Origin of the sequence: Streptomyces sp. (genome assembly GCF_036524955.1) — a bacterium.
Taxonomy (GTDB): domain Bacteria; phylum Actinomycetota; class Actinomycetes; order Streptomycetales; family Streptomycetaceae; genus Actinacidiphila.
Map to the genome: position 1 here is coordinate 41,883 of NZ_DATDBG010000091.1, position 24,084 is coordinate 65,966.

19 protein-coding genes and 1 pseudogene are annotated in these 24,084 nt (G+C 69.4%); 5 read left to right on the forward strand and 15 right to left on the reverse strand.

All coding sequences use genetic code 11. The features are described 5' to 3' along the window. Positions 1 to 9: 9 nt before the first annotated feature. Positions 10 to 681: a type VII secretion system-associated protein gene (locus VIW71_RS08465; RefSeq protein ID WP_331621419.1), complete on the forward strand. Its 672-nt coding sequence runs from the start codon at positions 10 to 12 to the stop codon at positions 679 to 681. Between the two features lie 53 nt (positions 682 to 734). After that, entirely contained in the window at positions 735 to 1,142 is a 408-nt protein-coding gene (locus tag VIW71_RS08470) for a helix-turn-helix transcriptional regulator (RefSeq protein ID WP_414720699.1), read from the forward strand. Positions 1,143 to 1,806: 664 nt separating this feature from the next. Here the strand turns inward: VIW71_RS08470 and VIW71_RS08475 are convergent. The 7 genes from VIW71_RS08475 to VIW71_RS08505 form a co-directional block, all read right to left on the reverse strand. Continuing rightward, the gene (locus tag VIW71_RS08475) at positions 1,807 to 2,220 is read right to left on the reverse strand and encodes a PIN domain-containing protein (RefSeq protein WP_331621420.1); all 414 of its coding nucleotides are present in this window, start codon (positions 2,218 to 2,220) and stop codon (positions 1,807 to 1,809) included. Then, positions 2,217 to 2,480: a CopG family transcriptional regulator gene (locus VIW71_RS08480; protein WP_331621421.1), complete on the reverse strand. Its 264-nt coding sequence runs from the start codon at positions 2,478 to 2,480 to the stop codon at positions 2,217 to 2,219. The genes VIW71_RS08475 and VIW71_RS08480 overlap by 4 nt, the downstream gene beginning before the upstream one ends. A 458-nt stretch (positions 2,481 to 2,938) precedes the next feature. Further along, complete coding sequence (locus tag VIW71_RS08485) at positions 2,939 to 3,334, reverse strand: hypothetical protein (RefSeq protein ID WP_331621422.1); 396 nt, start codon at positions 3,332 to 3,334, stop codon at positions 2,939 to 2,941. Continuing rightward, complete coding sequence (locus VIW71_RS08490) at positions 3,331 to 4,758, reverse strand: glycoside hydrolase family 32 protein (protein ID WP_331621424.1); 1,428 nt, start codon at positions 4,756 to 4,758, stop codon at positions 3,331 to 3,333. The genes VIW71_RS08485 and VIW71_RS08490 overlap by 4 nt, the downstream gene beginning before the upstream one ends. A 52-nt stretch (positions 4,759 to 4,810) precedes the next feature. After that, positions 4,811 to 5,722, reverse strand: a complete 912-nt coding sequence (locus VIW71_RS08495) for a carbohydrate ABC transporter permease (RefSeq protein WP_331621425.1) — start codon at positions 5,720 to 5,722, stop codon at positions 4,811 to 4,813. 5 nt (positions 5,723 to 5,727) lie between these two features. Then, a complete protein-coding gene (locus tag VIW71_RS08500; RefSeq protein ID WP_331621426.1) occupies positions 5,728 to 6,696 on the reverse strand; it encodes a carbohydrate ABC transporter permease in 969 nt (322 codons plus the stop codon). 61 nt (positions 6,697 to 6,757) lie between these two features. Beyond that, complete coding sequence (locus VIW71_RS08505) at positions 6,758 to 8,053, reverse strand: ABC transporter substrate-binding protein (RefSeq protein WP_331621427.1); 1,296 nt, start codon at positions 8,051 to 8,053, stop codon at positions 6,758 to 6,760. Between the two features lie 242 nt (positions 8,054 to 8,295). Here VIW71_RS08505 and VIW71_RS08510 point away from each other — a divergent pair, with 242 nt between their 5' ends. After that, a complete protein-coding gene (locus VIW71_RS08510) occupies positions 8,296 to 9,324 on the forward strand; it encodes a LacI family DNA-binding transcriptional regulator (protein WP_331621428.1) in 1,029 nt (342 codons plus the stop codon). Positions 9,325 to 9,401: 77 nt separating this feature from the next. Here VIW71_RS08510 and VIW71_RS08515 read toward each other — a convergent pair whose 3' ends face one another. The 6 genes from VIW71_RS08515 to VIW71_RS08540 form a co-directional block, all read right to left on the reverse strand. Then, complete coding sequence (locus VIW71_RS08515) at positions 9,402 to 10,319, reverse strand: carbohydrate kinase family protein (RefSeq protein ID WP_331621429.1); 918 nt, start codon at positions 10,317 to 10,319, stop codon at positions 9,402 to 9,404. Positions 10,320 to 10,335: 16 nt separating this feature from the next. Then, on the reverse strand, positions 10,336 to 13,485 hold the full coding sequence (locus VIW71_RS08520; protein WP_331621430.1) for a glycoside hydrolase family 32 protein: 3,150 nt from the start codon (positions 13,483 to 13,485) through the stop codon (positions 10,336 to 10,338). 85 nt (positions 13,486 to 13,570) lie between these two features. Beyond that, the gene (locus tag VIW71_RS08525) at positions 13,571 to 15,262 is read right to left on the reverse strand and encodes a glycoside hydrolase family 13 protein (protein WP_331621431.1); all 1,692 of its coding nucleotides are present in this window, start codon (positions 15,260 to 15,262) and stop codon (positions 13,571 to 13,573) included. A 62-nt stretch (positions 15,263 to 15,324) separates the two neighbouring features. Further along, entirely contained in the window at positions 15,325 to 16,089 is a 765-nt protein-coding gene (locus VIW71_RS08530) for a carbohydrate ABC transporter permease (protein WP_331621439.1), read from the reverse strand. A gap of 119 nt (positions 16,090 to 16,208) precedes the next feature. Beyond that, on the reverse strand, positions 16,209 to 17,222 hold the full coding sequence (locus tag VIW71_RS08535; protein WP_331621432.1) for a carbohydrate ABC transporter permease: 1,014 nt from the start codon (positions 17,220 to 17,222) through the stop codon (positions 16,209 to 16,211). Between the two features lie 98 nt (positions 17,223 to 17,320). Further along, positions 17,321 to 18,616: an ABC transporter substrate-binding protein gene (locus VIW71_RS08540; protein WP_331621433.1), complete on the reverse strand. Its 1,296-nt coding sequence runs from the start codon at positions 18,614 to 18,616 to the stop codon at positions 17,321 to 17,323. A 279-nt stretch (positions 18,617 to 18,895) separates the two neighbouring features. Between VIW71_RS08540 and VIW71_RS08545 the strand changes: the two genes are divergently transcribed. Continuing rightward, entirely contained in the window at positions 18,896 to 20,131 is a 1,236-nt protein-coding gene (locus tag VIW71_RS08545) for an ROK family transcriptional regulator (RefSeq protein ID WP_331621434.1), read from the forward strand. 50 nt (positions 20,132 to 20,181) lie between these two features. Then, a pseudogene (locus VIW71_RS26530) lies at positions 20,182 to 20,366 on the forward strand (RHS repeat-associated core domain-containing protein); the annotation flags it as partial. Here VIW71_RS26530 and VIW71_RS08555 read toward each other — a convergent pair. Together VIW71_RS08555 and VIW71_RS08560 are read right to left on the reverse strand one after the other, a co-directional pair. Next, on the reverse strand, positions 20,333 to 21,151 hold the full coding sequence (locus VIW71_RS08555) for a hypothetical protein (RefSeq protein ID WP_331621440.1): 819 nt from the start codon (positions 21,149 to 21,151) through the stop codon (positions 20,333 to 20,335). The pseudogene VIW71_RS26530 and the gene VIW71_RS08555 overlap by 34 nt on opposite strands. A gap of 882 nt (positions 21,152 to 22,033) precedes the next feature. Beyond that, positions 22,034 to 24,084, reverse strand: a 2,051-nt coding sequence (locus VIW71_RS08560) for a condensation domain-containing protein (RefSeq protein ID WP_331621435.1), incomplete at its 5' end; no start/stop codon positions are given.

Consider the following 24,084-nt stretch of genomic DNA (forward strand, 5'->3'; position numbering starts at 1 on the left):
GACTTCGCAATGACCGTACCGAGCGAGCTGCCCGGAACCACGCAGAGCGTGGACGGCCTTGAGGCCGGGGAACTCACCGGGTTCCGCCGCAGCGACGAGATTCCCGTACCGCCCGAGCCGATCCTCACCGCCGCCCGCACCGCCCCGGACCACTGGTTCTACCTGGCCGATCCGAGCTGGCGGGGCGCGAACCCGCCGCCGTCCTGGGCCTTGCTCGGCCGGTGGCGCTCGGACGACGCCGGCGAGATCGTGGAGTGGGAGGAGAACGAGGCGTACCGGCCCTCGCCGGAGGCGCTCGGCTGGCCCGAACCCGCCGACGCCGTGGACACCGCCGTCCAGCGTGCCGCCACCGGCTACGGACCGGTTGAGGAGGTTCCCCGTCTGCTGGCCCTCGCCGAGCTCGTGGTGCTCCTCGGGCCCGATGGCGAACCGGCGGTCACCACCGCACCCGACGACACCCCGGCGGTCGCGGTCTTCACCGGGTCGCCGGACCTGGACGACGTAGAACCGCCGGACCACGAGACGATGTCCGCTGCCGACCTCCTGTCCCGGCTGCCGGAGGACACGGACCAGTTGCTCTATCTCAGCCCCACCGCGCCGGTCTCCATGGCCGTAGCCGTCTCGGACCTGCGTGAAGCGCTCGGCGACGAGGACGCGGTGGTACCCGCGCGGAGCCGGTGAGCGAGGAAGCCCTCCACCACCAGCTCGCTGTCCGCGAGAACGTCCCGGGGGAGATCGGAGGCGGCCGCGGTGATGTCGGGGAAGGCGCATCCAAGGCCCTGCGCGAGCGCAGGCTCGCCGAGGGTTTCACCGAGCTCGCCGAGGTCGCCGAGGCGCGTCGCGAGATCTGCATGTCCATGGCCCTGGCCAAGGCCGTCTACCGTCGTACGGAGCTCGGCCTCACGCAGGCCGAACTCGCCGAGCGGGCCGGCCTGACCCAGGCCAAGGTCTCCCGCATCGAGGGCTCGGGCACCGTCCCCACCCTTCCGCTGCTGGCCAAACTCGCCAAAGCCCTCGACGCCACCCTCAACATCGCCCTGGACGGCGGCGACACCCGCGTCACCTTCACCGCCCATCGCCAGGACGCGCCTGAGCCGTTGCGCACACGCCCAGGCCGCTGGCCCGATCGAGCTTTCCGCTGAACGCGGACGGGTCCTTGGATACGGCGGCTACCGTAAGACTCGGCGGGATGCCAGTGTCCTCGCCGTGCCAAGATTCGGTGATGGCACGCTCCGTAACGACCAAGGCTCCACTGCCTTGGTCAAGTGGGCGTGCCTTCCTGCGCGAACTACCAGGCCGTGCCGGTAGCCCGCCGTTGACGAACACCCGGGCGATCGCTTCGCCGCGACGGGGCGGCTGTCCGTCCGCGTCACGAATACGCCACAGGCTCCCGGAAAACCGCTTCGCAGGAGCTGCCGGCGAACCGTTCTCATCCGAGAATCCCCTGGTCAGAGCCCTGGGCTGCTCAATGCGTGCGAAAAGTGCAACGGCCTGAGTGGCCGTGCGTCCATGTAAAAATGAAAGCCCGTCAGACTTGCGTTTCCGCAGGTCAGCGGGCTTTTCCGGAATGCCCCCGGCAGGATTCGAACCTGCGCACACGGCTCCGGAGCCCCTGGCTGCATGACGGAGGTCCCGCGCGATGTCCGGAGCGGACGGCGGTTGGCGGAGGTGTCCCAAAGGTAGGCAGGGATACGTCGTGGTGCGATTCGACTCGCAGGTTCAGCTTATGGGGCGCACAGACCCCGGCGGTGCGACCCGGATGGGCGCCAACCGCCGGCCCTGACTCGCACCGCGAAAGCGTTGGGGTCAAACCTTGATGACGGTCACACGTCCACCGCACAGTGTGGTGAGATCCTCCGGGTCGGATGTGAGCACGGTGACGGGGGCGTGGGCGGCGAGGGCGGTTGCGCTGAGCATGGCGTCGATGGCGTACTTGTGGCCGTGCAGGCCGGCGTCGGCGAGGAGAGCGGCAGCGTGGCGGGCGATGGGCTCGGTGACCGGTTCGACGACAAGGCGGGACAGTGTCCACTCCAGAGCCGGTCGGTTGATCCGAGGGTGGACCACCTCGACAAGAGTTGCCGCAGAGGTGATCACCCGCAGGTCGTCGGCGCGGGCGAGGGCGAGCCAGCCGGTGACGGTGCGGTCGCGCAGCACGGCCTTGGCCAGGCCCTCGCTGTCGAGGATCACGGTGCCGCCGGGGATGGCGGGGGAGCGGGTCATGCGGCGTTTGCCCCGCCTTGCGTCTGCTGCTGGCGGGCCTGGTGGAGCTGATCGCGTAGAGCCTGGATCTCCTCGTCGGTGACGGAGCCGTGCTCGGCCTCGGCAACCTGGATGATTTCGTTGAGGTTGTCGCGTTCGATCTGGCGGGCCACGGCGGCGGCTACATAGGCGGACAGCCCGGAGGGGCCGCTGCGGGCCTTGGCCGCTTCCGCGATGTCGCGCGGCATAGTGATCGAATACTTGCCGGTAGGCTCAGTCATGCTACTTATCCTACCTCTTGTCTTCCAGGTCGGGTGGCTCAGCGGAGAGATTCGCCGTATGACTCGGTTTCTTGCGCGTTTATGCGTTGCCTGACGTGCACAACGGGACCTCCGAGGGCGCCATTGTGACCTGGTCTGGATGCGTTCACCTGGTCAGAGAGGTGGTGGACGTGATGAGCCGTTCGGTATCCCAGACAGGTGGCGTCGGCAGCCGAGGCGTGGCGGGAGAACTGCGAGGGCGGCTGGCGGAGTCAACGATCGGCCTGTTCAAGCAATGCCGCGTAGTTAACGATCCCTCGGTCGAGTCAAGTTGATCAGCTATCGGGCTGCGTGACGCACGGGACCTCTGCTACAGCAGTGAAGCCGACCAAGGTCTTCAAGCTGAGCGGAGATCCCGTTGCCCGGACAGTCTGCCACCGCAACCCTGACGCGCACCATCACGGTGGCCTCGGGCGCCTTCATGCCACCTGGGAAAGACCCGCCGCCACCGAGGGATCGAGGGATTCCCGCACGTCCGGCTGATGGCTCTGTGCGAAACCGGCACCCGCGGTCTGCTCGGGGCGGTCTTCGGACCGACGAGCACCGGCGAGCCTGACTACGCAAGGCAGCTGCTGCCGCTGCTGGACCAGAGCATGCTGCTTCTCGCCGACCGGAACTTCTCGGGCGACGAGTTCTTGAATGACGTGGCCGGCACCGGGGCCGAAGTCCTGGCCCGTCTCACCTACCGTCGACGCCCGGCGGTGATCACTGTGCTGCCGGACGGGTCCTATTTGACCCGCCTGCGCGGCCGCACCTTCCGGATCATCGAGGCCGATGTGACAGCGGACTGCGCTGACGGAAGCCACGTAGGTCAACGCGATTCGGCGCCTTGGACGGCGGGCGCACCCCGCAGGTCCGTGACGGCCGAGGTGGTGACGCGCCAGCCCTCGGCTTGGGCGATCCGGGCGCCCGCGCCGACGGCGCCGGCCAGGATGGCCCGGCTCGCCGGATCGGACGGATAGACCCGAGCGGTGAACGGGCGGCCGTCGATGAAGACTTCGAGCACCGTGGCGTCGAGGAGCACACGTACGTGCACGCGGTCCCCGAAGGGGATCGGCGCGGTGTGCAGACCCCGGGCCGGGGAGGTGTGAAGCGTGGTACGCGTGGTGTCGAGGCCGCCCGTGCCCTGCGCGCGGTCGACCAGGACGCGGGTGAACTCACTGCCGTCGGCAGCCGCGAGCAGGTCGAGGTACGCCGTGGCGCCATCGGGCACGCCGAGGACGAACTCGGCGTCGAAGGCAGGGCCGGCGTTGGCGGCCAGACACGCCGGGACTTCCGACAGCGGCACGTCCTTCACGCTCACCAGGGCGTCTCCCCGCAGCGAGGCGAGTTCGGCGACAGGCCGGGCCAGCAGCTCGCCGTCGGAGAGGTAGACCTCGCGTGCCACCGTGAGGTAGCCGCCGATGTTGTAGTGGCTCGCGCCCGCCTCGAAGTTCTCCCAGGCCCAGCCCCACATGATCTGCCGACCGTCGGGTGCGGTCATGCTGGTGGGCGCGTAGAAGTCGGGGCCGTGGTCGAGTCTGCCCGCCGAGGTGATGGTGAGCCGGCGTCCGTCGAAGTCACCCAGGAGGTACGCGGAGTGGTACGGCACGTCCTCGTACCAGACCGACACGCCCAGCGCCCAGACGCCTCCGATCGGGAAGAACTGCGGGCACTCCCACATCTCACCGGTCCATACCGGGTCGGTATCCCCGGCAGCCCGGCTGAACAGCGGTCCGGCGTAGTCCCATTGGAGCAGGTCGGCGGAGCGGTAGAGCAGGGCGTGGGCGGTCTCCTTCTCGCCCGCGCCGATGACCATCAGCCATTCGTCGCCGTGCCGCATTACCCAGGGGTCGCGGAAGCCGACCAGGTCGAGGCCGTCGGGGGCTGTGGTGATCAGGGGCTGCGGGACCTTCGTCCACTTCGTGAGGTCGCCGTCGCTGTATGCGGCGCAGACCACCTGGTGGGCGGCCCCTTCGTCGACGCCGGTATACAGGGCGTACACCCGCTCGCCGTCGACCACCGAGCCGCCGGACCAGCAGCCGCCGCGGTCCGGGCCGCCGGGCGTGGGGGCGAAGGCGTCCGGCAGGCGGGTCCACCGCACCAGGTCGTCACTGACGGCGTGCTTCCAGTCGGGCTGGCAGAACAGGTGGTACGAACCGCCGAAGTGAACGGGGCCGTTGGGGTCGTTGAGCCACTCCGCCGGGGTTGCGGCGATGTGGAACAGCGGCGGCGCGGGCTCGGGGGCGCGCGAGGGCATGGAATCTCCTTGCGGGGACGGGAAGGGCCGGAGGCGCATGGGACGGGAGACGTCAGCTCTTCAGGCCAGTGGCGGCGATGCTGCTGACGAAGGCCCGCTGGAACGCGATGAAGACGACCACGACCGGCAGGATGATCACCGAGGCGTAGGCCATGACCTGGCCCCAGGCGACCTTGAGCTGGAAGAAGTAGTCCATGCCGACGTTCATCGGGCGCAGCGACTCGTCCTGGGTGGCCATCAGCGGCCAGAGGTACTGGTTCCAGGCCGGCAGGAACGTCAGGATCGCGGCGGTGGCGAAGACCGGTCCCGAGAGCGGCACGATGATCCGCCGGTAGATGGTGAACCAGCCCGCGCCGTCGACGCGTGCGGCCTCGTCCAGCTCCTCCGGGATGGAGGTGAAGTACTGGCGGAACAGGAAGACGGAGAACGAGTTGGCGACGAACGGAAGGATCTGCACGTAGTACGTGTCCAGCCAGCCGGTGGTGAGGGTCGGGTAGTACTGCCAGCCGTTGAACTGCACCGCGGGCAGCTTGGTCACCTCGAAGAGCAGCGGCACGGCGATGGTGTCGAAGGGCACGATGAGCGTGGCGACGATCAGGGCGAGCACCGCGCCGCGCCCGCGCCAGCGCATCCGGGCCAGCGCGAAGCCGCACATGCTGTTGACGACCAGGCCGATCACGACCGTGCAGAGCGCGATGAACGCGGTGTTGAGGAAGAACCGGCCGACGGGGACGCGGTCCAGGACGCCCCGGTAGTTGTCCAGCGACAGGCGGCCGGTGGGCAGGAACGCGGTCAGCCCGCCCTTGAGGTCGTGGAAGATCTGCCCGTCGGACTTGAAGCTGGAGACCACCAGGAACTCGATGGGCAGCGCGAAGAACAGGGCGAGTAGCGCCATCGGGACGTAGAGCAGCAGCCGGCTGCGGTTGTGGCGGTTCCTGCGGTCAGGAGTGTGTGCGGTGGCCACGGTGTTCACGCCTTTCGCCTGGACCAGGCGCCCTGGCCCAGCGAGATGGCCAGGACGAGGACGAAGAAGAGCAGGGAGATCGCCGACGCGTAGCCGATGTCCTGCTGTTTGACGCCCTGCTGGAAGGTCTGGAAGATGATCGTGGACGTGGAGTCCACGGGTCCGCCGTGCGTCATCACGTTGATCTGGATGAAGACGCCGAGCGCGCCGATCGTCTCGGTGACGACCACGAGGATCAGCGTCGGGCGCAGTCCGGGCCAGGTGACGTGCCGGAACTTCTGCCAGGTGCCGGCTCCGTCCAGGGTGGCGGCCTCGTACAAATACTCCGGGATGGCCTGGAGTCCGGCCAGCCAGATGATCATGTGGAAGCCGACGGCCTGCCAGATCGACATCAGCATGACGGCCGGCATGGCGGTACCGGAGTGGGCGAGCCAGTCCGAGCCCTGCAGGATGCTGCCGGAGAAGGTCGACAGCATCGAGTTGACCAGGCCGTCTTCGGCGTACATGAAGCGCCACACCACCGAGATCGCCACGATCGAGGTGACCACCGGCAGGAAGTAGACGGTCCGCAGCAGGGTGGTGCCGCGCATCCGCGTGTTGACCAGCAAGGCCAGTACCAGGGCGAGTGCGGAGTGCAGCGGCACCACGACGGCCGCGAAGTAGAGGGTGTTCACGGTGGAGCGGTGCAGGACGCTGTCGTCGAACAAGGCCCGGCTGAAGTTGTCCAGGCCGATGAAGCGGGGTGCGTTCGGGGACACCAGCCGGGCGTCGGTGAAGCTGAGCAGGAATCCGAGCACGGTGGGCAGGAGGAGGAAGAGTCCGAGCAGGATGAGGGCGGGTGCCGCCATCAGCCAGCCGGCCCGCTGCTCCCGGCGGCGCATGCGGTTGCGCAGACGGCGGTCCGGAGAGGGCGCGGCCTGGGACGGGGCGGTACCCGAACGGGACGGGACGGGTGGGGTGCGCGTCATGGTCATGGTTCTCCCGAGGTGCCGGCCGGGCGCTCGGTGAGCGCCGGCGGAAGCACGCGGCCTGGGGCTATCGGGACCGGTAGCCGTGGTTGGAGGAGATGTTCCGGTCGATGTCCGAGGCCGCTCGGCTCAGCGTGGATTTCACGTCGGCACCGGCGATGATGTCGCCGACCGCCTTGTTGAAGACGGTGTCGATCACGGGGAATGCCGGGGTGGCGGGCCGGACCTGCGCGTGCTTCTGCGTCAGCTCGGTCAGGACCGACAGCCGGCCGCCGGGGGCGTAGTCCTTGGCGATTGACGCCGCTGCGGCCGTCGAGGGGACGACGCCCTGCGTGGTGCTGAACCTCGCGATGTACTTCGGGTCGAGCGTCAGCTTCAGGTACTGCTGCGCACCGCGCTTCTGCTCGGCGGTGCAGCCGGTGGTCACGCCGAAGCCGATGCTTCCGGCGGCGGTCCTGATGCCGTGGCCGAAGTCCGGCGGGGGCAGGAAGAGCATGTCGTCGCCGTACTTGGCCAGTGCTGCGGTCGCGTCCCAGTTGCCGTTCCAGGCCATGGCGACGGTGCCGTCCAGGAACGGGCTGCCCTGGGCGGTGGAGGTGCTGATCAGCCCCCGCTTCGCCAGGCCCTGTATCCACGTGCCGAACTCCTGCGCCGCCGGGCCGTCGAGCACGCCTTTGGCGCTCTGGTAGTCACCGCGGTCGATCAGGTCGCCGCCGAAGCTCGAAAGGATCGGCGGGAACGGGTACGAGGCGCCGTTGCCGCTGGGGTCGCCGAGGATCAGCGGGGCCTTGTACGTCCCGCCTGTCTTGATCTTGGCCAGCGCCGCGTCGAACTCCTGCCCGGTCCAGGGCTTGGCGAGGGTGGGGACGCGGATGCCGTACGTCTTCAGTACCGACCTGCGGGCCATCACCGACAGCACGGCGTCCCAGTAACCGACCGAGTAGACCTTGCCGTCGTACTCACCGCGGGCACCCGGGATGAGCTGGCCGGTGAGCTCCTTGGGCAGGTCGAGCGGCGCGAGGTAGCCCGCCCAGGCCCAGTTCGGCACGACCGGCTGATCCACCGCCAGCAGGCACGGCAGCTTCTTGGCGGCGGCTGCGCTCTGCACGGTGGTGTTGTACGAGTCGAACGGATACGTCCGCCAGGTCACCCTGTACGAGGTCTGGCTCGCGTTGAAGTCCGCGATCATGGTCTTCATGTTCTTGGTCTCGGCGGGACCGGCGCCCGCCTGGTTGGACCAGAACGGAATCTCAACCGGGCCATGGCCCGCGGCCGGCTTGGCCGAGCACGCGGCGAGCGGAGCCAAGGCCAGCGATGCCAACGTGCCGGCCAGGACGCCGATCGCGCAACGTCTCTTGATCATGGTGCATCTCCAAACGTGACGTGAGTCACCGTCGTGGTTCGCACGAACGTAACATGTGATTGCGACACAGAGAACAGATCAGTGACGCAAATTCTCATCCCAGCTGGTCGATACCAACGTGGCATCCCCCGCTATCTGCAACGGTTTCAGGGGGTTCGCAATGAACTTCAGATGCCTCGTCGGCCGAGTGAGCGCGGTCAAGCGTTGCGGTGGGTTGACGCGCGTTGCGATATCGTTGCGACATGCGTAGTCGTCTGGATCAGGTCGCAGAACACGCCGGGGTCAGCCGCGCGACGGTGAGCCGGGTACTCAACGACAAGCCGGGAGTGGCGGAGTCGACGAGAGCCGCTGTTCTGGCTGCGGTGAACGCGCTCGGCTACGAGCGGCCCACCATGCTGCGCGGGCACCGCCTGCGCCTGGTCGGCGTGGTCGTCCCGGATCTGCGCAATCCGGTCTTCCCGGCCTTCACCGAGGTCATCGGCGGGGCACTGACCCAGCGCGAGCTCACGCCGGTCATCTGCGTCACCCAGTCCGGCGGGATGTCCGAGGCGGCCACCGTCGACATGCTGCTGGCGATCAACGCGTCGGGCTTCGTCTTCGTCAGCGGTCTGCACGCGGTCGAAAAGCAGGACCTCGACCACTACCGGCGCATCCGGGACCACGGCCTGCCGATGGTGGCGGTGAACGGGACCGTGGACGAGCTGTCACTGACCACGGTCTCCACCGACGACCTGGCCGCTGTCGAACTGGCCGTGGGCCACCTCAGCACACTGGGGCACCAGCGCATCGGGCTGGCCATCTCCGACGACGAGCACGTCCCGGGCCACCGCAAGTTCGCCGCCTTCGAACGCCTGATGCGCGAGCGCCACGGCGTCACCGGGAACGCGCTTCTGGTGGAGCGGTCGATGTACAGCATCGAGGGGGGCTTCGCCGCCGGTGGCCGGCTGCTGGAGCGGGGCGCCACGGCCGTCATCTGCGCCAGCGACGTCATGGCGCTCGGCGTCGTGCGCGCCGCCCACCGGCTCGGTCTGGACGTGCCCCGCGACGTGTCCGTCATCGGGTACGACGACTCGACCTTCATGTCCGCGGTCAGCCCGCCGATCACCACGATCCGGCAGCCGGTGGAGTCCCTCGGCTCTGCTGCCGTGGGGCTGCTGGGCAGTCAGCTCACCGGCGCCAAGGACCGGGGCGAGGAGATCTTGTTCGAACCCGAGCTGGTGGTGCGCGGCAGCACCGCGATCGCCCCGGACCGGCGGATCGCCACCGCCTGACGCCGCACGTACACAGGTCCGTGGAGGCACCCGAGCGGACGCCCGCACCCGGGCATGGGACGCTCATCGCCGCCCCCTCAGAAGCCCTGCGCCAGTTGGGCCAGCCGGGGTGGTTGCGCGCCCGCCACTTCGCAGGTGCGGGCCGCGACCGTGCAGGCGAACGTGGCCGCAGCCCGCAGCAGGTCCGGTCGGTGCAGGTCGGCGCGCCCCAGCCCGTGGTGGGTCCACCAGGCGAGGAAGGCGCCCCCGAAGGCGTCGCCCGCCCCCACCGTGTCGACCACCTCGGCCTTCGGGGCGGGGACCTCCTGGACGCCGGAGCCGCTGACCACCGTCACGCCCGCGGCACCGCGGGTGAGCAGCACGGCGGCGGGTCCCTCGGCCAGCAGGTCCCGGGCCGTGGCGAGCGGATCCCGGCCGGGGCGCAGCCACCGCAGGTCCTCGTCGCTGGCCTTGACGACGTCCGCGCGGCGGCGGACCCGCGTGATCCGGTCCCGGTACGCGGCCGGGTCGTCGATCAGGGCCGGGCGGCAATTGGGGTCCAGGAACACCAGAGTCGTGGCCGCCGCCCCCAGTACGGCCTCCTCCACCGCGGTCGCCATCGGCTCAAGTACCAGGCCGAGCGAGCCGACGTGGAGCGCTCCGTCCACCGCGCCGAGGGCCTGGCGCAGTCGCGCGGCGTCGAGCGCGGGCGCCGACGTGCCGTCTGTATAGAAGGTGTACGAGGCCGATCCGTCATCGGCGATGCCAGCCAGGGCCAGTGTGGTGGGTGCCGGCGTGGCCAGCGCCGCCGGCACCTCCACCCCGTCCTCGCCGAGCCGGGCCCGCAGCAGTGCCCCGAAGCCGTCGGTGGACAGCCGTCCGGCGAAGCGGACCGGCCGGCCGAGCCGGGCCATGGTGCGCGCCGCGTTGTAGGGGCCGCCGCCGGGGCAGGGGGTGAGGTTTCCGCCGGGAGCGGGGACGAGGTCGACGAGTGCCTCGCCGATGACGGTGATCATGCGGGGGCCTTTCCTTTCAGGTCAGCGGTGCGAAGGTGATGTCCCGGAGCGTGGCGCGGCTGTTCCAGACGTTCAGTCCGAGCAGACCTGTGCTGTACCGGGTGTCCCGCACGTCGATCACCACCTCGCCGTCGAGCAGGACGAGGATGCCGGTGCCGCGGGCGCGTATCCCCAGGCGGTAGGTGCGATCGAGGTCGATCGAGTAAAAGTGGCGTTTCAGTACGGTCGTGGAGCCGTCGCCGTTGAAGGTGAAGAGGGTGACGACGTCGTTGAGAGCGTCCATGTTGGCGACGTAGCCCTGCGTCGCGTTGCTGTTGGCGCGGAACACCAGGGCGGCGGCGCCCTTGCCGCCGACCGTTCCGTTGATCCGTACGTCCGCCTCGTAGGTGAGGTCCGCGGCGGATTCGGCGGACATCAGGAAGCCGTCGCCGGACGCCTCGCCCTGCCAGCCGTCCGTGAGTTCCGTCCACGCGCCGGTCAGGGGCTGCTGGCCCACGGGAGCACGCCACAGGGCGGCGTTCTGGATCACCGTCGTGGAGTTGTAGACGTTCAGGGCGAGCCGCCCCTGCCCATAGGTGGGGTCCGACGCGGTGATCACCACGTTGTCGTTGAGCAGGACGCGGAAGTCCGGCCCGGTGGCCTCCACCCGCAGCCGGTAGGTCGTTCCCGTGTCGATGACGGCGGTGTAGCGGGAGATGACGCCGCCGCCGTTCCCCCACTTGAAGAAGGTGACGCAGTCGGCGCCGGCGTCGACGTTGACGCCGTAGCCCTGCGAGGCGTCGGCGTTGGCGCGGAACACCAGGGTGCCGGCCCGGGCGCCGCCGGCCGCGGAGATGGTGAAGTCGGCCTGGTAGACGAAGTCCCGTGCCGTCTCCGCCGACATCAGGAAGGCGTCGCCGGGGGCGCTGCCGGAGATGCCCTGCGCGGTGTAGGTCCAGGTGCCGCCGGTGGGTTGCCAGCCGCTGAGGTTGGTGGCGAAGTCGGCGGTGACGGCACAGGCGATGTTCTTGAAGAGAGTGGCCGCGTTCCAGACGTTCAGGCCGCAGTACCCACCGCGGAAGACGGTGTCGACGGCATCGATGACGCGTACACCGCCGAGGTACACCTGGATGCTGCTGCCGCTGGCCGTGATCCGCAGGTTGTACGCGGTGTTGGTGGCGATGGGCGTGGCGTACTGGCCAAGGGTGGTGGCCGTGCCGTCGCCGTTGAACCTGAACAGGCGCACCGAGTCGTTCGCCGCGTCGATGTTGGCGACGTAGCCCCGGGTGGCCGTCGCGTCGGCGCGGATCATCAGAGCGCCGACCGCTTCCTGTTGGATGGGCACGGGGTTGCCGGGGAGTACGCCCATGACGGTGATGTCGGCGGAGAGGCTGAGGTCGCTGCCGGTGCGGTCGGAGAGCAGGAAGCCGTCGTCGTCGGCCGATCCCTGTATGCCGGCAATGGTGTCGGCCCATGCGCCGCGTACCGTCGTCCAGGCGGACACACCCGTGGAGGTGACGGGACTCGTGGCCGGCCAGGTGGAGCCGAGCTGGTAGGCCGTCAGCGAGGTGAGCTTGACCTGGCCGCCGACCGCGTAGGTCTGCAGGCCCAGGCTGCCGCGGTCGGGCAGTATGCGCTCGGTGATCTGCTCGCGGTCGTTGCCGAACAGCTCCACCAGCGACCGGTCGACGAACATGCGCAGCTTCACGGTGCCGTTCACCGCTGTGAGGGGGGCGCTGGCGCGGTTCGGCCAGTTGGCGTTGGGCTGGTTCCCGGTCGGGTTCGGTACGAGGCCGGACTGTGTCCGGTCGACGTACATGCGGGCGGCTGTCCGGTCGTACCCGACGGAGGTGGACTGGGTCGCGCCGGTGCGGACCTTGATGCCGAAGTCGGTGGCGGTGGCGGTGTTCACGGCGAATTCGGCGACGATCTCCAGGCGGTCGCCCTGGACGCCGGACAGCAGGTTGGCCGTGGTCGGTGAGATCGTCTGGTTCTGCCAGCTCTGCGCGGTGCCGCGCAGAGCGGTGTACTGGGCGACGGGGTTCTGGACCAGCCGCAGCCCCTCCGGGTACTTCTTCAGCCGCAGCTCCCGGATCAGGGAGAGCTGACCGTTGAAGGGTGCGGTCGGCGAGTCGTCGCGGTACTGCCAGTTGTCCGCCCAGGCGATCATCAGCCGCCGTCCGTCGGTGGCCGGGATGTCGTTCCAGGTGACGCCCGCGTAGTAGTCCTTGCCGTAGTCCTGCCACAGCACGGTGCCGGGCGGGTTGTCGTTCACGAAGGTGGTGCCGTCGAAGCGGCCGGTGAAGTACTGCATGCCGCCGCCGCCCGCCGGGGCGCCGCTGGTGACGCTCACCGACAGCACCCACTTCTTGGTGGTGGTGCCGTCGACGGTTATCTCGAACAGGTCGGGGCACTCCCAGGCGCCGCCGTGCGCGCCGATCCCGGCGCCCCAGCTGCGGGCGTAGGTCCACTGCTTGAGATTGGGGGAGGTGTAGAAGTCCAGGTGGTCGCCGCCGGTGAGCACCATGATCCAGCGGCCGGTGGGGGCGTGCCAGAACAGCTTGGGGTCGCGGAAGTCCGGCTTGCCGGGGTTGGGGAGGACGGGGTTGCCGGCGTACATCGTCCAGGTCCGGCCGCGGTCGTTGCTGTACGCCAGTCCCTGGGACTGTGCGTGTCCGACGTGCTCGGAGTAGGTGAAGACGGAGACCAGCACTTTCTCGCTGCCGGTCTGCAGTCCGCTGGTGTTGTTCCAGTCGACGGCCGACGAGCCGGACCAGATCTGGCCGATGGCGTCGGGGAGGAGCGCGGGCGGCAGGTGCGTCCAGTGCACCAGGTCGGTGCTGACCGCGTGGCCCCAGTGGACGGCCTGGAAGAGGTTGTACTGGTAGGAGAGGTGGTACTCGCCGCCGTAGTAGACGAGCCCGTTGGGGTCGTTGATCTTGTTCTTCTCGGCGCTGAAGTGGAACTGCGGCCGGTAGGTCTCGTCGTAGTAGCCGTCGTCGGGCGGCAGGACGAAGGGGTTGGTGAAGGACTGCGCCAGTGTGCTGGAGCCCGCCGCGGAAAGCGCGGCGGCCGGGCGGGGCAGTCCGAGGGCGGAGGCGCCGGCTGCCAGGCTGACGCCCACGGCCGCCTTGATCAGGCTTCTTCGGGTGGGGGGAACGGTGGGGGGCATGTCGTACGGGACCACGGTCACTCCTTTGTGAGCGTGTGGTGATGGATGGGGGGTTGTCCGGGCGGCGGGGCGTGGGGGGATGCCCGGTGATCGAGGACGGTCAGATCGTGCCGAGGTACACCTGCGCCTCGTAGGGCTGGAGTTCACCGAAGGGCGACGCCGGGTCGTAGGTGCAGAGGAGCAGTTCGGCGCCGGAGACGGACGGCACCTGGTCGCGGGGGACGGTGACCGGCTCGCCGGTCCAGTTGGCCAGGACGAGCAGCCGCTGGTCACCGAGGACGCGGGTGTACGCGTACAGCGCCTCGTGGTCGGGCAGCAGCGGAGCGAAGGTGCCGTGCACGACGACCGGGTGGGTCTTGCGGAGCTGGATCAGCCGCCGGTAGTGGTGGAAGACGGATGCGGGGTCGGCCACCGCGGCTTCGGCGTTGATCTCCTTGTAGTTGCCGTTGACCGCGATCCAGGGGGTGCCGGTGGTGAAGCCGGCCTGGGGGGAGGCGTCCCACTGCATCGGGGTGCGGGCGTTGTCCCGGCCGCGCCGGGCGATTCCGGCCAGGGCCTGTTCGGCGGTCACCAGGCCACTTCCGACGGCGGCCCGGTAGTAGTTGAGCGACTCGATGTCGCGGCAGTCGTCGATGGAGGCGAAGCGGGCGTTGGTCATGCCCAGTTCCTCGCCCTGGTAGATGTACGGGGTGCCGCGCATGAGGTGCAGCACGGTGGCGAGCATCTTGGCCGATGCGACCCGGTGGGGTCCGTCGTCGCCGAAGCGGGAGACGACCCGGGGCTGGTCGTGGTTGTTCCAGTACAGGCTGTTCCAGCCGTCCGCCCCGAGTCCCTGCTGCCACCGGTTGAACGAGTGCTTGAGCACGGGCAGCGGTACGGGCACGGGATCGAATTTCCCGCCGGGGCCGTCGTCGAGGTCGACGTGCTCGAACTGGAAGACCATGTTCAGTTCGCGGCGCCTGGGCGCGGTGTACTTGCGGGCCTCCTCCAGGGTGACGCCGGGCATTTCACCGACGGTCATCACGTCACGCCCCGCCAGGACCTTCTCGTGCATGTCCCGCAGGTACTCGTGCACGCGCGGTCCGTCGTAGACGTACGGGCCGAAGGCGCCCAGGCCGTCGGAGCCGGTCTCCGGATTGTCCGGCAGATCGGGCTGTTTGGAGATGTAGTTGATGACGTCCATCCGGAAGCCGTCGGCGCCCCGGTCCAGCCACCACCGCATGACGTCGTGGACGGCCGCCCGTACCTCGGGGTTCTCCCAGTTCAGGTCGGGCTGGCGGCGGCTGAACAAGTGCAGGTAGTGCTCGCCGGTCCGCTCGTCGTACGCCCAGGCGGGGCCGGAGAACGACGAACGCCAGTTGTTGGGCGGGCTGTCCGGCGCGCCGGGGCGCCAGATGTACCAGTCCCGGCGCGGGGAGTCGGCGGCGCGGGCGGCCTCCGCGAACCACGGGTGCTCGTCCGAGGTGTGGTTGACGACCAGGTCCATCACCAGCCGCATGCCGCGCTCGTGCAGGCCGTCGCGCAGCCGGTCCCAGTCCTGAAGGGTGCCGAACTCGGGGTTGATGCCGTAGTAGTCGCTGATGTCGTAGCCGTTGTCGTCGCCCGGTGAGGGGTAGACCGGGCAGAGCCAGACGACGTCGACGCCGAGCAGCTTGAGGTAGTCAAGCCTGCCGATGATGCCGGGCAGGTCGCCGATTCCGTCGCCGTCGCTGTCGCTGAAACTGCGCGGGTAGATCTGGTAGACGACACTGCTCTTCCACCACTCGGCGGGAGGCGTGGACGTGCCGGGCATGGCGGCCTTTCGGGACGCGGTCGCGGAACAGGCGGGCGGAACGGCCGGGGTACGGGGGCCGGTCACTTGACCGCGCCCACGGTGATGCCCCGGGTCAGCGTCCGCTGGAAGATCAGGAAGAAGAGGATCGCGGGCAGGATGCCCAGCAGAGCCGAGGCGTTGGTCATCGTGGCGTCCATCATGTTCTGGCCCTGCAGGACCCCGAGCGACACCGAGACGGTCTGGTTGCCGTTGGACAGCAGCATCACCATCGGCAGGAAGAACTCGTTCCACGTCCAGATGAAGAAGAAGACCAGCAGCACGCCGAGCGTCGGCCGGCTGACCGGCAGGACGATCCGCCACAGCACGTCCCACTTGCCGGCGCCGTCGAGCTTCGCTGCCTCCAGGACCTCCCGCGGGAAGGAGCCGAGGACCGAGGTGAGCAGGTAGGTGCCGAACGCGCTCTGGATCACTGAGAACACGATGATCACGCTCAGCCGGGTGTCGTACAGGCCGACCTGCTTGGACAGGTAGTAGAGCGGGTACACCAGCGCTTCCTGCGGCAGCGTCTGCGCCATGATGAACATGATCAGCAGGGCGACCCGGCCCTTGATCCGGCCGATGCCGAGGGCATACGCGTTCAGCAGGGACAGCGCGCATGCGATCACGGCGACGCTTCCGCTGATCAGGGCGCTGTTGAACAGCTTCTGCCCGAAGTCGACCCGGTTCCAGAAGTCGCTCAGCCCCTGGAAGGAGATGGCGTGCGGCAGGCCCAGCGGGCCGTGCGCGGCGTAGTCCGACGGTGTCTTGACCGCGTTCAGAGCGACGACGGCGAACGGCGCGAGCATCGCCACGGCCAGAACGACCAGTCCGGCCAGGACGACGAACCTGCCCGGGTCGCGACGGGATCGGGGACGTACGGGGCCCGCGACCGGGGCGGGATTGGTTGACGACAGGGTGGCCACGGTCAGTTCTCCTCGTCCGCACGGGCGCTCTGGATGCGCAGGAAGACCACGGTGAGCACCGCGATGATCACCGTCAGAACGGTGGCGATGGCGGCGCCGTAGCCGACCTGCGTCTTCTCGAAGAAGTTCTGGTAGGCGAAGTACGAGGGGACGTCGGTGGCGCCGCCCGGGCCGCCCTTGGTGAGGACGTAGATCGGCGCGAAGACCTTCAGGGCCGCGATGGTGCACCACAGCAGCACCACGGAGATCTCCGGCCGGATCTGCGGGATGGTGACATGCCAGAAGCGCCGCCACCACGAGGCACCGTCGAGCGCGGCGGCCTCGTACAGGGCCGGGTCGACACGTTGCAGTCCGGCCATGAACACCACCAGCGGGAAGCCGATCTGCACCCACACCATCACGGCCATGACGCTGTAGAGCGCGAACTCCGGGTCACCGAGCCAGTCCTGCTGCCAGGAGCCAAGACCGGCCTTGCCCAGCAGGGAGTTGACCGCGCCGTCCTCCGGGGCGAGGATCCAGCTCCACACGATGCCAGCCACCGTGATCGGCAGGATTTGCGGCAGGTAGAAGCAGGCGCGCAGCACGCTCGCGGTGCGCGGACCGAACTTCTTGCCGACGAAGTCGAACAGCCCGGCCGCGAGGACCAGGCCGATCACCGTGGGGACGATCGCCATGGCGACGATCAGGTACACGTTGTGCTGGAAGGAGTCCCAGAACTCGCCGTCCCCGAAAAGGGTGCGGTAGTTGTCCAGGCCGATCCACTTCGGGCTGCCGACCCCCGACCACTCGGTGAAGCTCCAGCCGATGTTCATGCAGAACGGCACGCCGATGACGGCGAGGAAGGCCAGCGCGCTCGGGATCAGGAAGAGTGCGTACGACGCCTGCTCCCGGTTCGCCGTGCGGCTCTTCCGGCGGGACGGCTCCGGAACGGCGCCCGGCCGGTCCGGGCCGCCGGGGCCTCCGCGAGCCCTTTCCGGTCTCCCTGATGCCGCAGTCAGCAGGGGTGAGCGTGACATGGAGGTGTGCCTTTCCGGGGGTACGGGTCCGGGTGTCGGTGTGCGCTCCGCGCGGCGTCGGGCGGGCAGTGGTGGGGCTGCCGGGTGAGGGAGACGGGTTACTTGGCGGGCACGCCGTCGTCGTAGGCCCGTTGCAGCGCGCTGAGCACCTTGTCCGGCGAGGAACTGCCGTTGATCAGCTTCTGCGTCTGCGAGACGAGCACGTCGTACAGGCCCGCAGCCGGCCAGTCCGGGTAGAAGCCGAGGCCGTTCTTGGCTGTCTGAGCGTCGAACTGGTTGATGAACGCCAGCGTCTTGGGGTCGGACGCCCTGACACCGCTGACCGCAGGCAGGCCGCCCGCGCCTGCCAGTACCTGCTGGATACGGCTCTTCATGGTGATGTCGATGAAGTCGTAGGCCAGTTGCTTGTTCTTCGCGTTCTTCGGCACGACCCACAGGTTGCCGCTGGACCCGAGCGTCTTGGTGCTGCCCGGCCAGGGGAAGGTTCCCCAGTCGAATTTCGCCTGCTGCTGGAAGCGGCCGAACCACCAGCTCCCGGAGAAGAAGATCGGGTACTTCCCGGAGGAGAACTGGGTGCCCGCGTCCTCCGCCTTGAGTCCCGAGGACGTCTTGGCGATGTATCCCTTCTTCACCCAGTCGGAGAAGGTCTGCGCCGCGTACGTCCAGGCTGCGTCGTGGAAGTCGACCTCGCCGGTGTAGCGCTGGTAGGCGTCCACCCAGGACTGATCGGCCTTGGACAGTGCGAGCTGGTAGAGGTAGTGCGAAGCCGGGTACTCCGCGCCGGCGTTGGCGAGCGGGGTGACGCCCTTCTTCTTGAAGGCGTCCAAAGCGGCGATGAACTCGTCGAACGTCTTCGGGACCTGGATGCCGTACTTCCTGAACAGGTCGTTGTTGTAGTAGACGGTGGTGAACTCGCCGTAGTTGGGTACGCCGTACCACTTGCCGGAGCCCATGACGCCCCGGTCGTCGTAGGTCGCGGTGGTCTTCAGGCTGGGCGCGAGGGCCTTGTCCCAGCCTTTCTGCTGCGCGACGGGCGCCAGGTCGGTGAGCAGGCCCTGCTTGGACAACAGGCCGGTGGTGGCATTGCCCTTGTTGTACTCCATCACGTCCGGCGCGGCGTCGGAGTTGAGCACCATCGGGGCGGTCTTCTGGATCTGCTCGAAGCCCTTCGCCTCGAACTCCACCGTCACACCGGGGTGGCTGGCCTTGAACTCCTTGATGGCCTCCTGCCAAGCCACGCCCATGGCACTGTCGGGCGCCTCGAAATGCCAGAGCCTGAGGGTCTTGCCGTCCGAGGCAGACCCCGAGCCGGAGCCGCCTCCGCAGCCGGCGAGCAGCAGGCTTCCCATGGCGGCCGCCGCGGTGGCGAGCACGATTGAGCGGCTGGTGAACATCGTCGTCTCCAGGTGGTCGAACAGGGTGCGAGGCCCGGCGGCGGGGAGATGTTTCGCCTCACGCCGAAGGTTTCACCTGCGTTTCTTTGATGTCGTAGAAACTAGGTGTGAGTTTCGGTCACGTCAAGGGGTTCGGTGGCGGCGGGGGGGCCACGGGCTGTTCCGCCGCCTGGACGGGCTGGTGGGATACGATGGTGCGCAGGAATCGAGGCTGTGTCGGCAGGGTCGCGCACTCTTGGCAGGCTGCACTTTTTTCATGTTCGGAGAAAGGGAGATCGGGTGAGTCGACAGGTACCCGTGTCCCGGCCGGGCGACCTGAACCGCGCGGCGGTGCTCGCCCTGCTCGGCGTGAACGGCCCGATGGGGCGCACGGAGATCGCGGAGCGGCTCGGGACCAGCCCGGCGACCATCACCCAGACCACGAAGGACCTGCTCCGCCAGGATCTGATCGAGGAGCTGGCCCCGGCGCCCTCACGCGGTGGCCGTCCCGCGCAGCTCCTCGGCCTGGTGGGCTCGGCCCCGCACGCCCTGGGCGTCAAGATCACCCCGGACCACCTCGCGGTCGTCGACACCGGGCTCGACGGCACGGTCCTCTACGAGTGCGCCCGCTCCTACGACCCGACGTCGGCCGACGCGCTGGGCACCCTGACCGACGTGCTGCTCGGCGTCATCGACGGCCTTGGCTCCGCCCGGGACACTCTGCTCGGCGTCGGCTTCGCGGTTCCCGGCGGTGTGGACGAGCAGGCCGAGGGGATCGTCAACGCGCACATCCTCGGCTGGCACGACCTGCCACTGGGCCGCCGGATGCGGGTCGGGCTGGGCCTGCCCGTACTGGTGGAGAACGACGTCAACGCGCTCGCGGTCGCGGAGCGGCTCTACGGGCGGGGACAGCGCCACCGCGACTTCCTCGTCATCACGATCGGTGTGGGCGTCGGCGCGGCCATCGTCGCCGGCGGAACCGTCTTCCGCGGCGCCCACGGGGATGCTGGCGAGTTCGGCCACACCCCCACCGGGCTGGCCGGCCCGCGGTACGCCTGCGTCTGCGGCAACGAGGGCTGCCTCGAAGCGGTCATCGGTGACCGCGCTCTGGTGGCCCGCGCCCTGGAGTCCGGTCTGCTGGATCCGGGCCAGGGCATCAGCGACCTGCGGACCGCGGCGGACGAGGGCGACGCCGCAGCGCTGGGGCTGTTCAGGGAGGCCGGCGAGGTGTTCGGCCGGGCCGTGGCGACTCTGATCAGCATCATCGACCCGGAGACCGTCGTCCTCTTCGGCGAGGGCACCACCGTCTGGCGGTACTGGCTCCCCGGCTTCGAGCCCTCGCTGGCCGCCCACCTCTACCCCTCTCGCCGTGGCATCACCATCGAGGCCGGCCGCTGGGACGACCGCAACTGGGCCCAGGGTGCCGCCGCCCTGGTCCTGGCCACCCCCTTCGACACCGCCGGCACCACCGGCGAACAAGGCGCTCTTGTCCGCGCCCGCCTGGTGGGCGCCCACGCGACAGCCGCCCATGGCTGACACCCCGGCAGCCCGCGGAGGTGGAGGGCGTGACGGGGCTACCCGGCAGCGGCGGGCAACGGTCGTCCGAAACCCCCACCGGCGCCACCTCATGGGCGTGCGCCTCTACGACCCAACCACCGGCCGCTTTCTTCAGACCGACCCCATCGCGGGCGGCGATGCCAACGCCTACGAGTACTGCACCGCCGACCCCGTTAACTGCTACGACCTCGACGGACGCTTCGGCTGGGGCAAATGGCTTGACAGAGCGAGCACGGCCTCGCCGTCGCCGGAATGTTCGGGCCCGACGGGCCACGGCGGCCAGCGGGCGTGGCCGGCCAGCGCCTTCGCGAACACGGCTGCCTCGCGCAGCTGGTGGTTCTCGTGGGCGAGGAAGTCGCGAGCGGCAGGCAGAGCGAGAAGCTCCATTTCCCGCGGCGGATCGTCCACCAGGGCATGAAGATGGGAGCGGAGGACAGCCTCCGGGGACGGCGGCTGCCACTCGACAGCACTGACGCCGTGCAGGACGGCGTACAGATCGACCGTGACGACCAGGTAGGCGTTCTTGTTCTCCAGTTCGTCCCGCACGGCCCAGACATCGATGTTGCGCAGCGGACTGTCCCGGCTCGCCACCAGGTCGGTGACCAGGTAGCCCAGCGACGTGCCTGTCACCTCGTCCTTGAGCGCGGTGGGCTTGGTCTTCGGGTCGAGGGCGCGCACGGGTACGGCCCCCAGGGCGTGCAGCAGCAGGGCGGCACTGTGGCGACCGCTGAAGGGCGCACCCGACAGAACGAGGACCCGCTCTTCGCGCAGCTGTCCGAGGAGCGGGTGCACGAGCTCCTCGTATCCCGCGAAGACCCGGGCGCGCTCTTCCAGTTCGGATGCGGGGATATCGCCGGACACGTGGCCGGACATCCCATAGCGGAAGTGCTGCTCGATCTTCGTGCCCATGACGACGTCGCCGGTGACGTGGCCGCCGCTCACGCCGATCTGGTCACCGCTGACCTGGCTGCCTCCGAAGGTCAATGAGCCGCCGCTCACGCTGATGTTCGTCCCGCCTCCCGCGGTTGCCCCGGTGTGAGTGACGGGTGCGTCCGTTGCGCCACTGACCGGTTCGTGGCCGCTGCTCGCGCCGGACGCGGGCGTAGCCGCGGAAGTTCCTTGCGGGAGCGGCCCGTGCAGCCAGGCATCGAGGGGTGGAGCGGACACTGCAGGTTCCACCCCGTCCGCGGGAGCAACGTTCAGAACCTCACAGCGGTGCACGGTGACGGGTGGTGATGCACTCAAGGCCTGGAGCCCGGGCTCCTGCCCACCGGCAGAGGTCCCGTCGCCGTGCACCAGCCGGAGTGTGTCCCCACGAGTGCGTCAGGAGACCGGCACCTCGTCCACATCGGACCGCAGCTCCGTCACCACGCGGGCAGCGGAACTGCCTGTGCGTACCTCGTCGTGCTGGAGGGACCGTGTGAGACAGCGAACCAACAGGTCCGACCCCGATCGATTCCGTCCCCGCCCTGGCTGGGGCACCACCGCGGGCTTCACCGACGGCGGCCGCCTGGACGCTGACCGAGTCGACGGCGCAGCGCGACCAGTCCAGGTGTCGGTCAAGGTCGCTCCGGCACCGCGGGCGGGAACGAGTCCCGCCCGCCGCGCGAGCACGGTGATCTCCTCCGCGGTGATGCCCCGCTGGAAGGTCCCCCTTGGTCCGGCTGGACCAGAAGCCGTCGTGGTGGGCGGTCCAGCCGCCGTCCGCGGCGGCCCCGGGTGATTTCCTCGGCAGAGCGGGTGACGACCACGACATGGCCGCCCGGGCGGGCGAAGGACGCCGCGTCTTTGAGGGCCTTGATCCGCTGCCAGGGGTCTGGCAGCAGCACATCGAGCACGAACATCCGAGGTGACCAGGTAGGGGGAGCCCCGGAGGCGGGGTCAGAGCCAGTGGCGGAAGGTGGCGGCCAGTGCGGAGCCGCGGGCCGACTGGGTGCGGTCGGGGGCGTCCCGTCCGTCGGGGCCGCTCAGCTCCGTCATGAGGGTGCCCAGCAGCTTTTTGGCCGCCGGCTGCTGCGCAGCCGGACAAGTGAGCCCGATCAGCAGCTCCCCGTCGACCGTGCCGCACAGCACCTCGAACCGGTACCGCAGCGGAGTGTCCGCGTGCACCAGCGGCCCCGGCCGGTGAGCGGACGGCCGCAGCCCCGGTATCGCGTACAACTCGTCCACCGCTCCCAGGTAGTTGAACGCGAAGTCCGCCGCGGGCACAGGCGTGTCGTCCGCGTGCGCGCTCCCGCCGTACGCCGCCAGCGCGTGCTCCAAGCCCCCGTTCGGCACGGCGGAACGCACCGCCACCACCGTACGCACCGCCTCCGCCGAGTCCGCCACGGCCGGCACCTCCAGCGGGTAACGAACCGACAGCCTGCCGACCGTACGCGACAGATCGGCGGCCACCGCGCTCACCCCGGGCAGCGCCGCCGCGCGACCGTGCCCGTCGACGTCCACCCGGATCGCCTTACCGAAGCCGCAGGCGCGGGCGGACCGGGCGAGCGCCGCGAGCAGCACGTCCCCCATGGTCGCCGCCCCCCGCGCGAACCCCCGCAAACGGCCGACCGCGGACGCGTCCAGCACCTCGATGAGGGTCGCCGCCTCCCGCGCCACGCCCCACGTCGTTCCAGGCCGCGACAGTCGGCCCGGCTCCGGCGCCACCGCGGATTCGTGGGTGAGCACCGCCGACCGCCGGGTCGGCCCAAGGCCCGGCGCCGCTTCCGGGGTCCCCGCCAGCTCCGGGGCCGCCGCCGACCGCCCGGCGAGGCCCGCCAGCTCCCGTGCCCACATCGCGGCCGGCACCGTGGGCGGCAGCAGCGTCGCCTGACCTTCCTCCGCGATCTGGGCGTGCGCGGTGAGCAGTTCGTCCAGCACCAGCCGCAGCGAGAAGTTGTCCACCACCAGCCAGTGGGCGATCAACAGCAGCTCCGCCCGCCGCGCCCGGCCACGGTCGAAGTACAGCACCCTCAGCAGCGGCGGCTCCTCCAGCCGGAAACCCTGCTGCGCCCGCTCGGCGGCCTCCTCGATGACCCGGCTCTGCTCCTCCTCGGGCACCCCGGCGAGGTCCAGCCACTCCAGGGGAACGGCCGCCACGTCGTCGGCCGCCGCCACCCGCTGCCGCCACCCCTGTGTGCCGTGAACGAAGCCGGTACGGAACGCGTCGTGCCGGGCCACGAGCGTACGCAGCGCGACGCGCAGCGCCACTTTGTTCATCGGTTCGTCGAGCTCGAAGAAAAGGGCGTAATTGTGGTGACGGGCCACCGAACCGTCCAGGCCGGCCAGGAGCATGGCCTGCGCCGGCAGCAACGCCGCCTCGCCCGTCACGTCGGCCCCCGCCTCGTCGGCCGTACGCGGCGCCGCGATTGTGGCCACCCGTGCCAGTTCCGCGATTGTCGGGCGCTCGAAGAACTGGCGCGGGGTGATCGACAGCCCGCTGTCGGCCGCCTTGCTGATCACCCGCAGAGCAATCAACGAGTCACCGCCCAGATCTCCGAAAACGTCGTGGATTCCGCAGGTCTCGATGCCGAGCGCCGCCGTCCACACATCGCGGAGCCGTCGTTCGATGTCGTTGCGCGGCTGCCCGCCGTCGGGGTCGGCCGGCTCGTCGGAGCCAGCGGCGCCGGTCCTGACGACGGCTGTGGGGAGGGCGGTGCGGTCGATTTTGCCGTTGGGGGTGAGGGGGAGGGTGTCGAGGAGGGTGAGGGTGCGGGGGATCATGTAGTCGGGGAGGGTGGTGGTCAGGGTGTGGCGGATGTCGGCAATGAGGTCGTCTGTGGCGTGGTCGGGGGCTGTGGGTGTGAGGTAGGCGGTGAGGTGGTTGGCGGTGGCGGTGACGACGGCGTCTTTGATCTTGGGGTGGGTGGTGAGGTGGGTTTCGATTTCGCCGAGTTCGATGCGGTAGCCGTTGATTTTGACTTGGTGGTCGTTGCGGCCGAGGAATTCGA

What these genes read in the sequence shown, in the direction of transcription:
- VIW71_RS08465 (WP_331621419.1), top strand. Translation starts at nt 10, where the DNA reads ATGACCGTACCGAGCGAGCTGCCCGGAACCACGCAGAGCGTGGACGGC.
- VIW71_RS08475 (WP_331621420.1), bottom strand. Translation starts at nt 2,220, where the DNA reads ATGACCCGCTCCCCCGCCATCCCCGGCGGCACCGTGATCCTCGACAGC.
- VIW71_RS08480 (WP_331621421.1), bottom strand. Translation starts at nt 2,480, where the DNA reads ATGACTGAGCCTACCGGCAAGTATTCGATCACTATGCCGCGCGACATC.
- VIW71_RS08490 (WP_331621424.1), bottom strand. Translation starts at nt 4,758, where the DNA reads ATGCCCTCGCGCGCCCCCGAGCCCGCGCCGCCGCTGTTCCACATCGCC.
- VIW71_RS08500 (WP_331621426.1), bottom strand. Translation starts at nt 6,696, where the DNA reads ATGACCATGACGCGCACCCCACCCGTCCCGTCCCGTTCGGGTACCGCC.
- VIW71_RS08505 (WP_331621427.1), bottom strand. Translation starts at nt 8,053, where the DNA reads ATGATCAAGAGACGTTGCGCGATCGGCGTCCTGGCCGGCACGTTGGCA.
- VIW71_RS08510 (WP_331621428.1), top strand. Translation starts at nt 8,296, where the DNA reads ATGCGTAGTCGTCTGGATCAGGTCGCAGAACACGCCGGGGTCAGCCGC.
- VIW71_RS08515 (WP_331621429.1), bottom strand. Translation starts at nt 10,319, where the DNA reads ATGATCACCGTCATCGGCGAGGCACTCGTCGACCTCGTCCCCGCTCCC.
- VIW71_RS08525 (WP_331621431.1), bottom strand. Translation starts at nt 15,262, where the DNA reads ATGCCCGGCACGTCCACGCCTCCCGCCGAGTGGTGGAAGAGCAGTGTC.
- VIW71_RS08530 (WP_331621439.1), bottom strand. Translation starts at nt 16,089, where the DNA reads ATGCTCGCGCCGTTCGCCGTCGTCGCTCTGAACGCGGTCAAGACACCG.
- VIW71_RS08535 (WP_331621432.1), bottom strand. Translation starts at nt 17,222, where the DNA reads ATGTCACGCTCACCCCTGCTGACTGCGGCATCAGGGAGACCGGAAAGG.
- VIW71_RS08540 (WP_331621433.1), bottom strand. Translation starts at nt 18,616, where the DNA reads ATGTTCACCAGCCGCTCAATCGTGCTCGCCACCGCGGCGGCCGCCATG.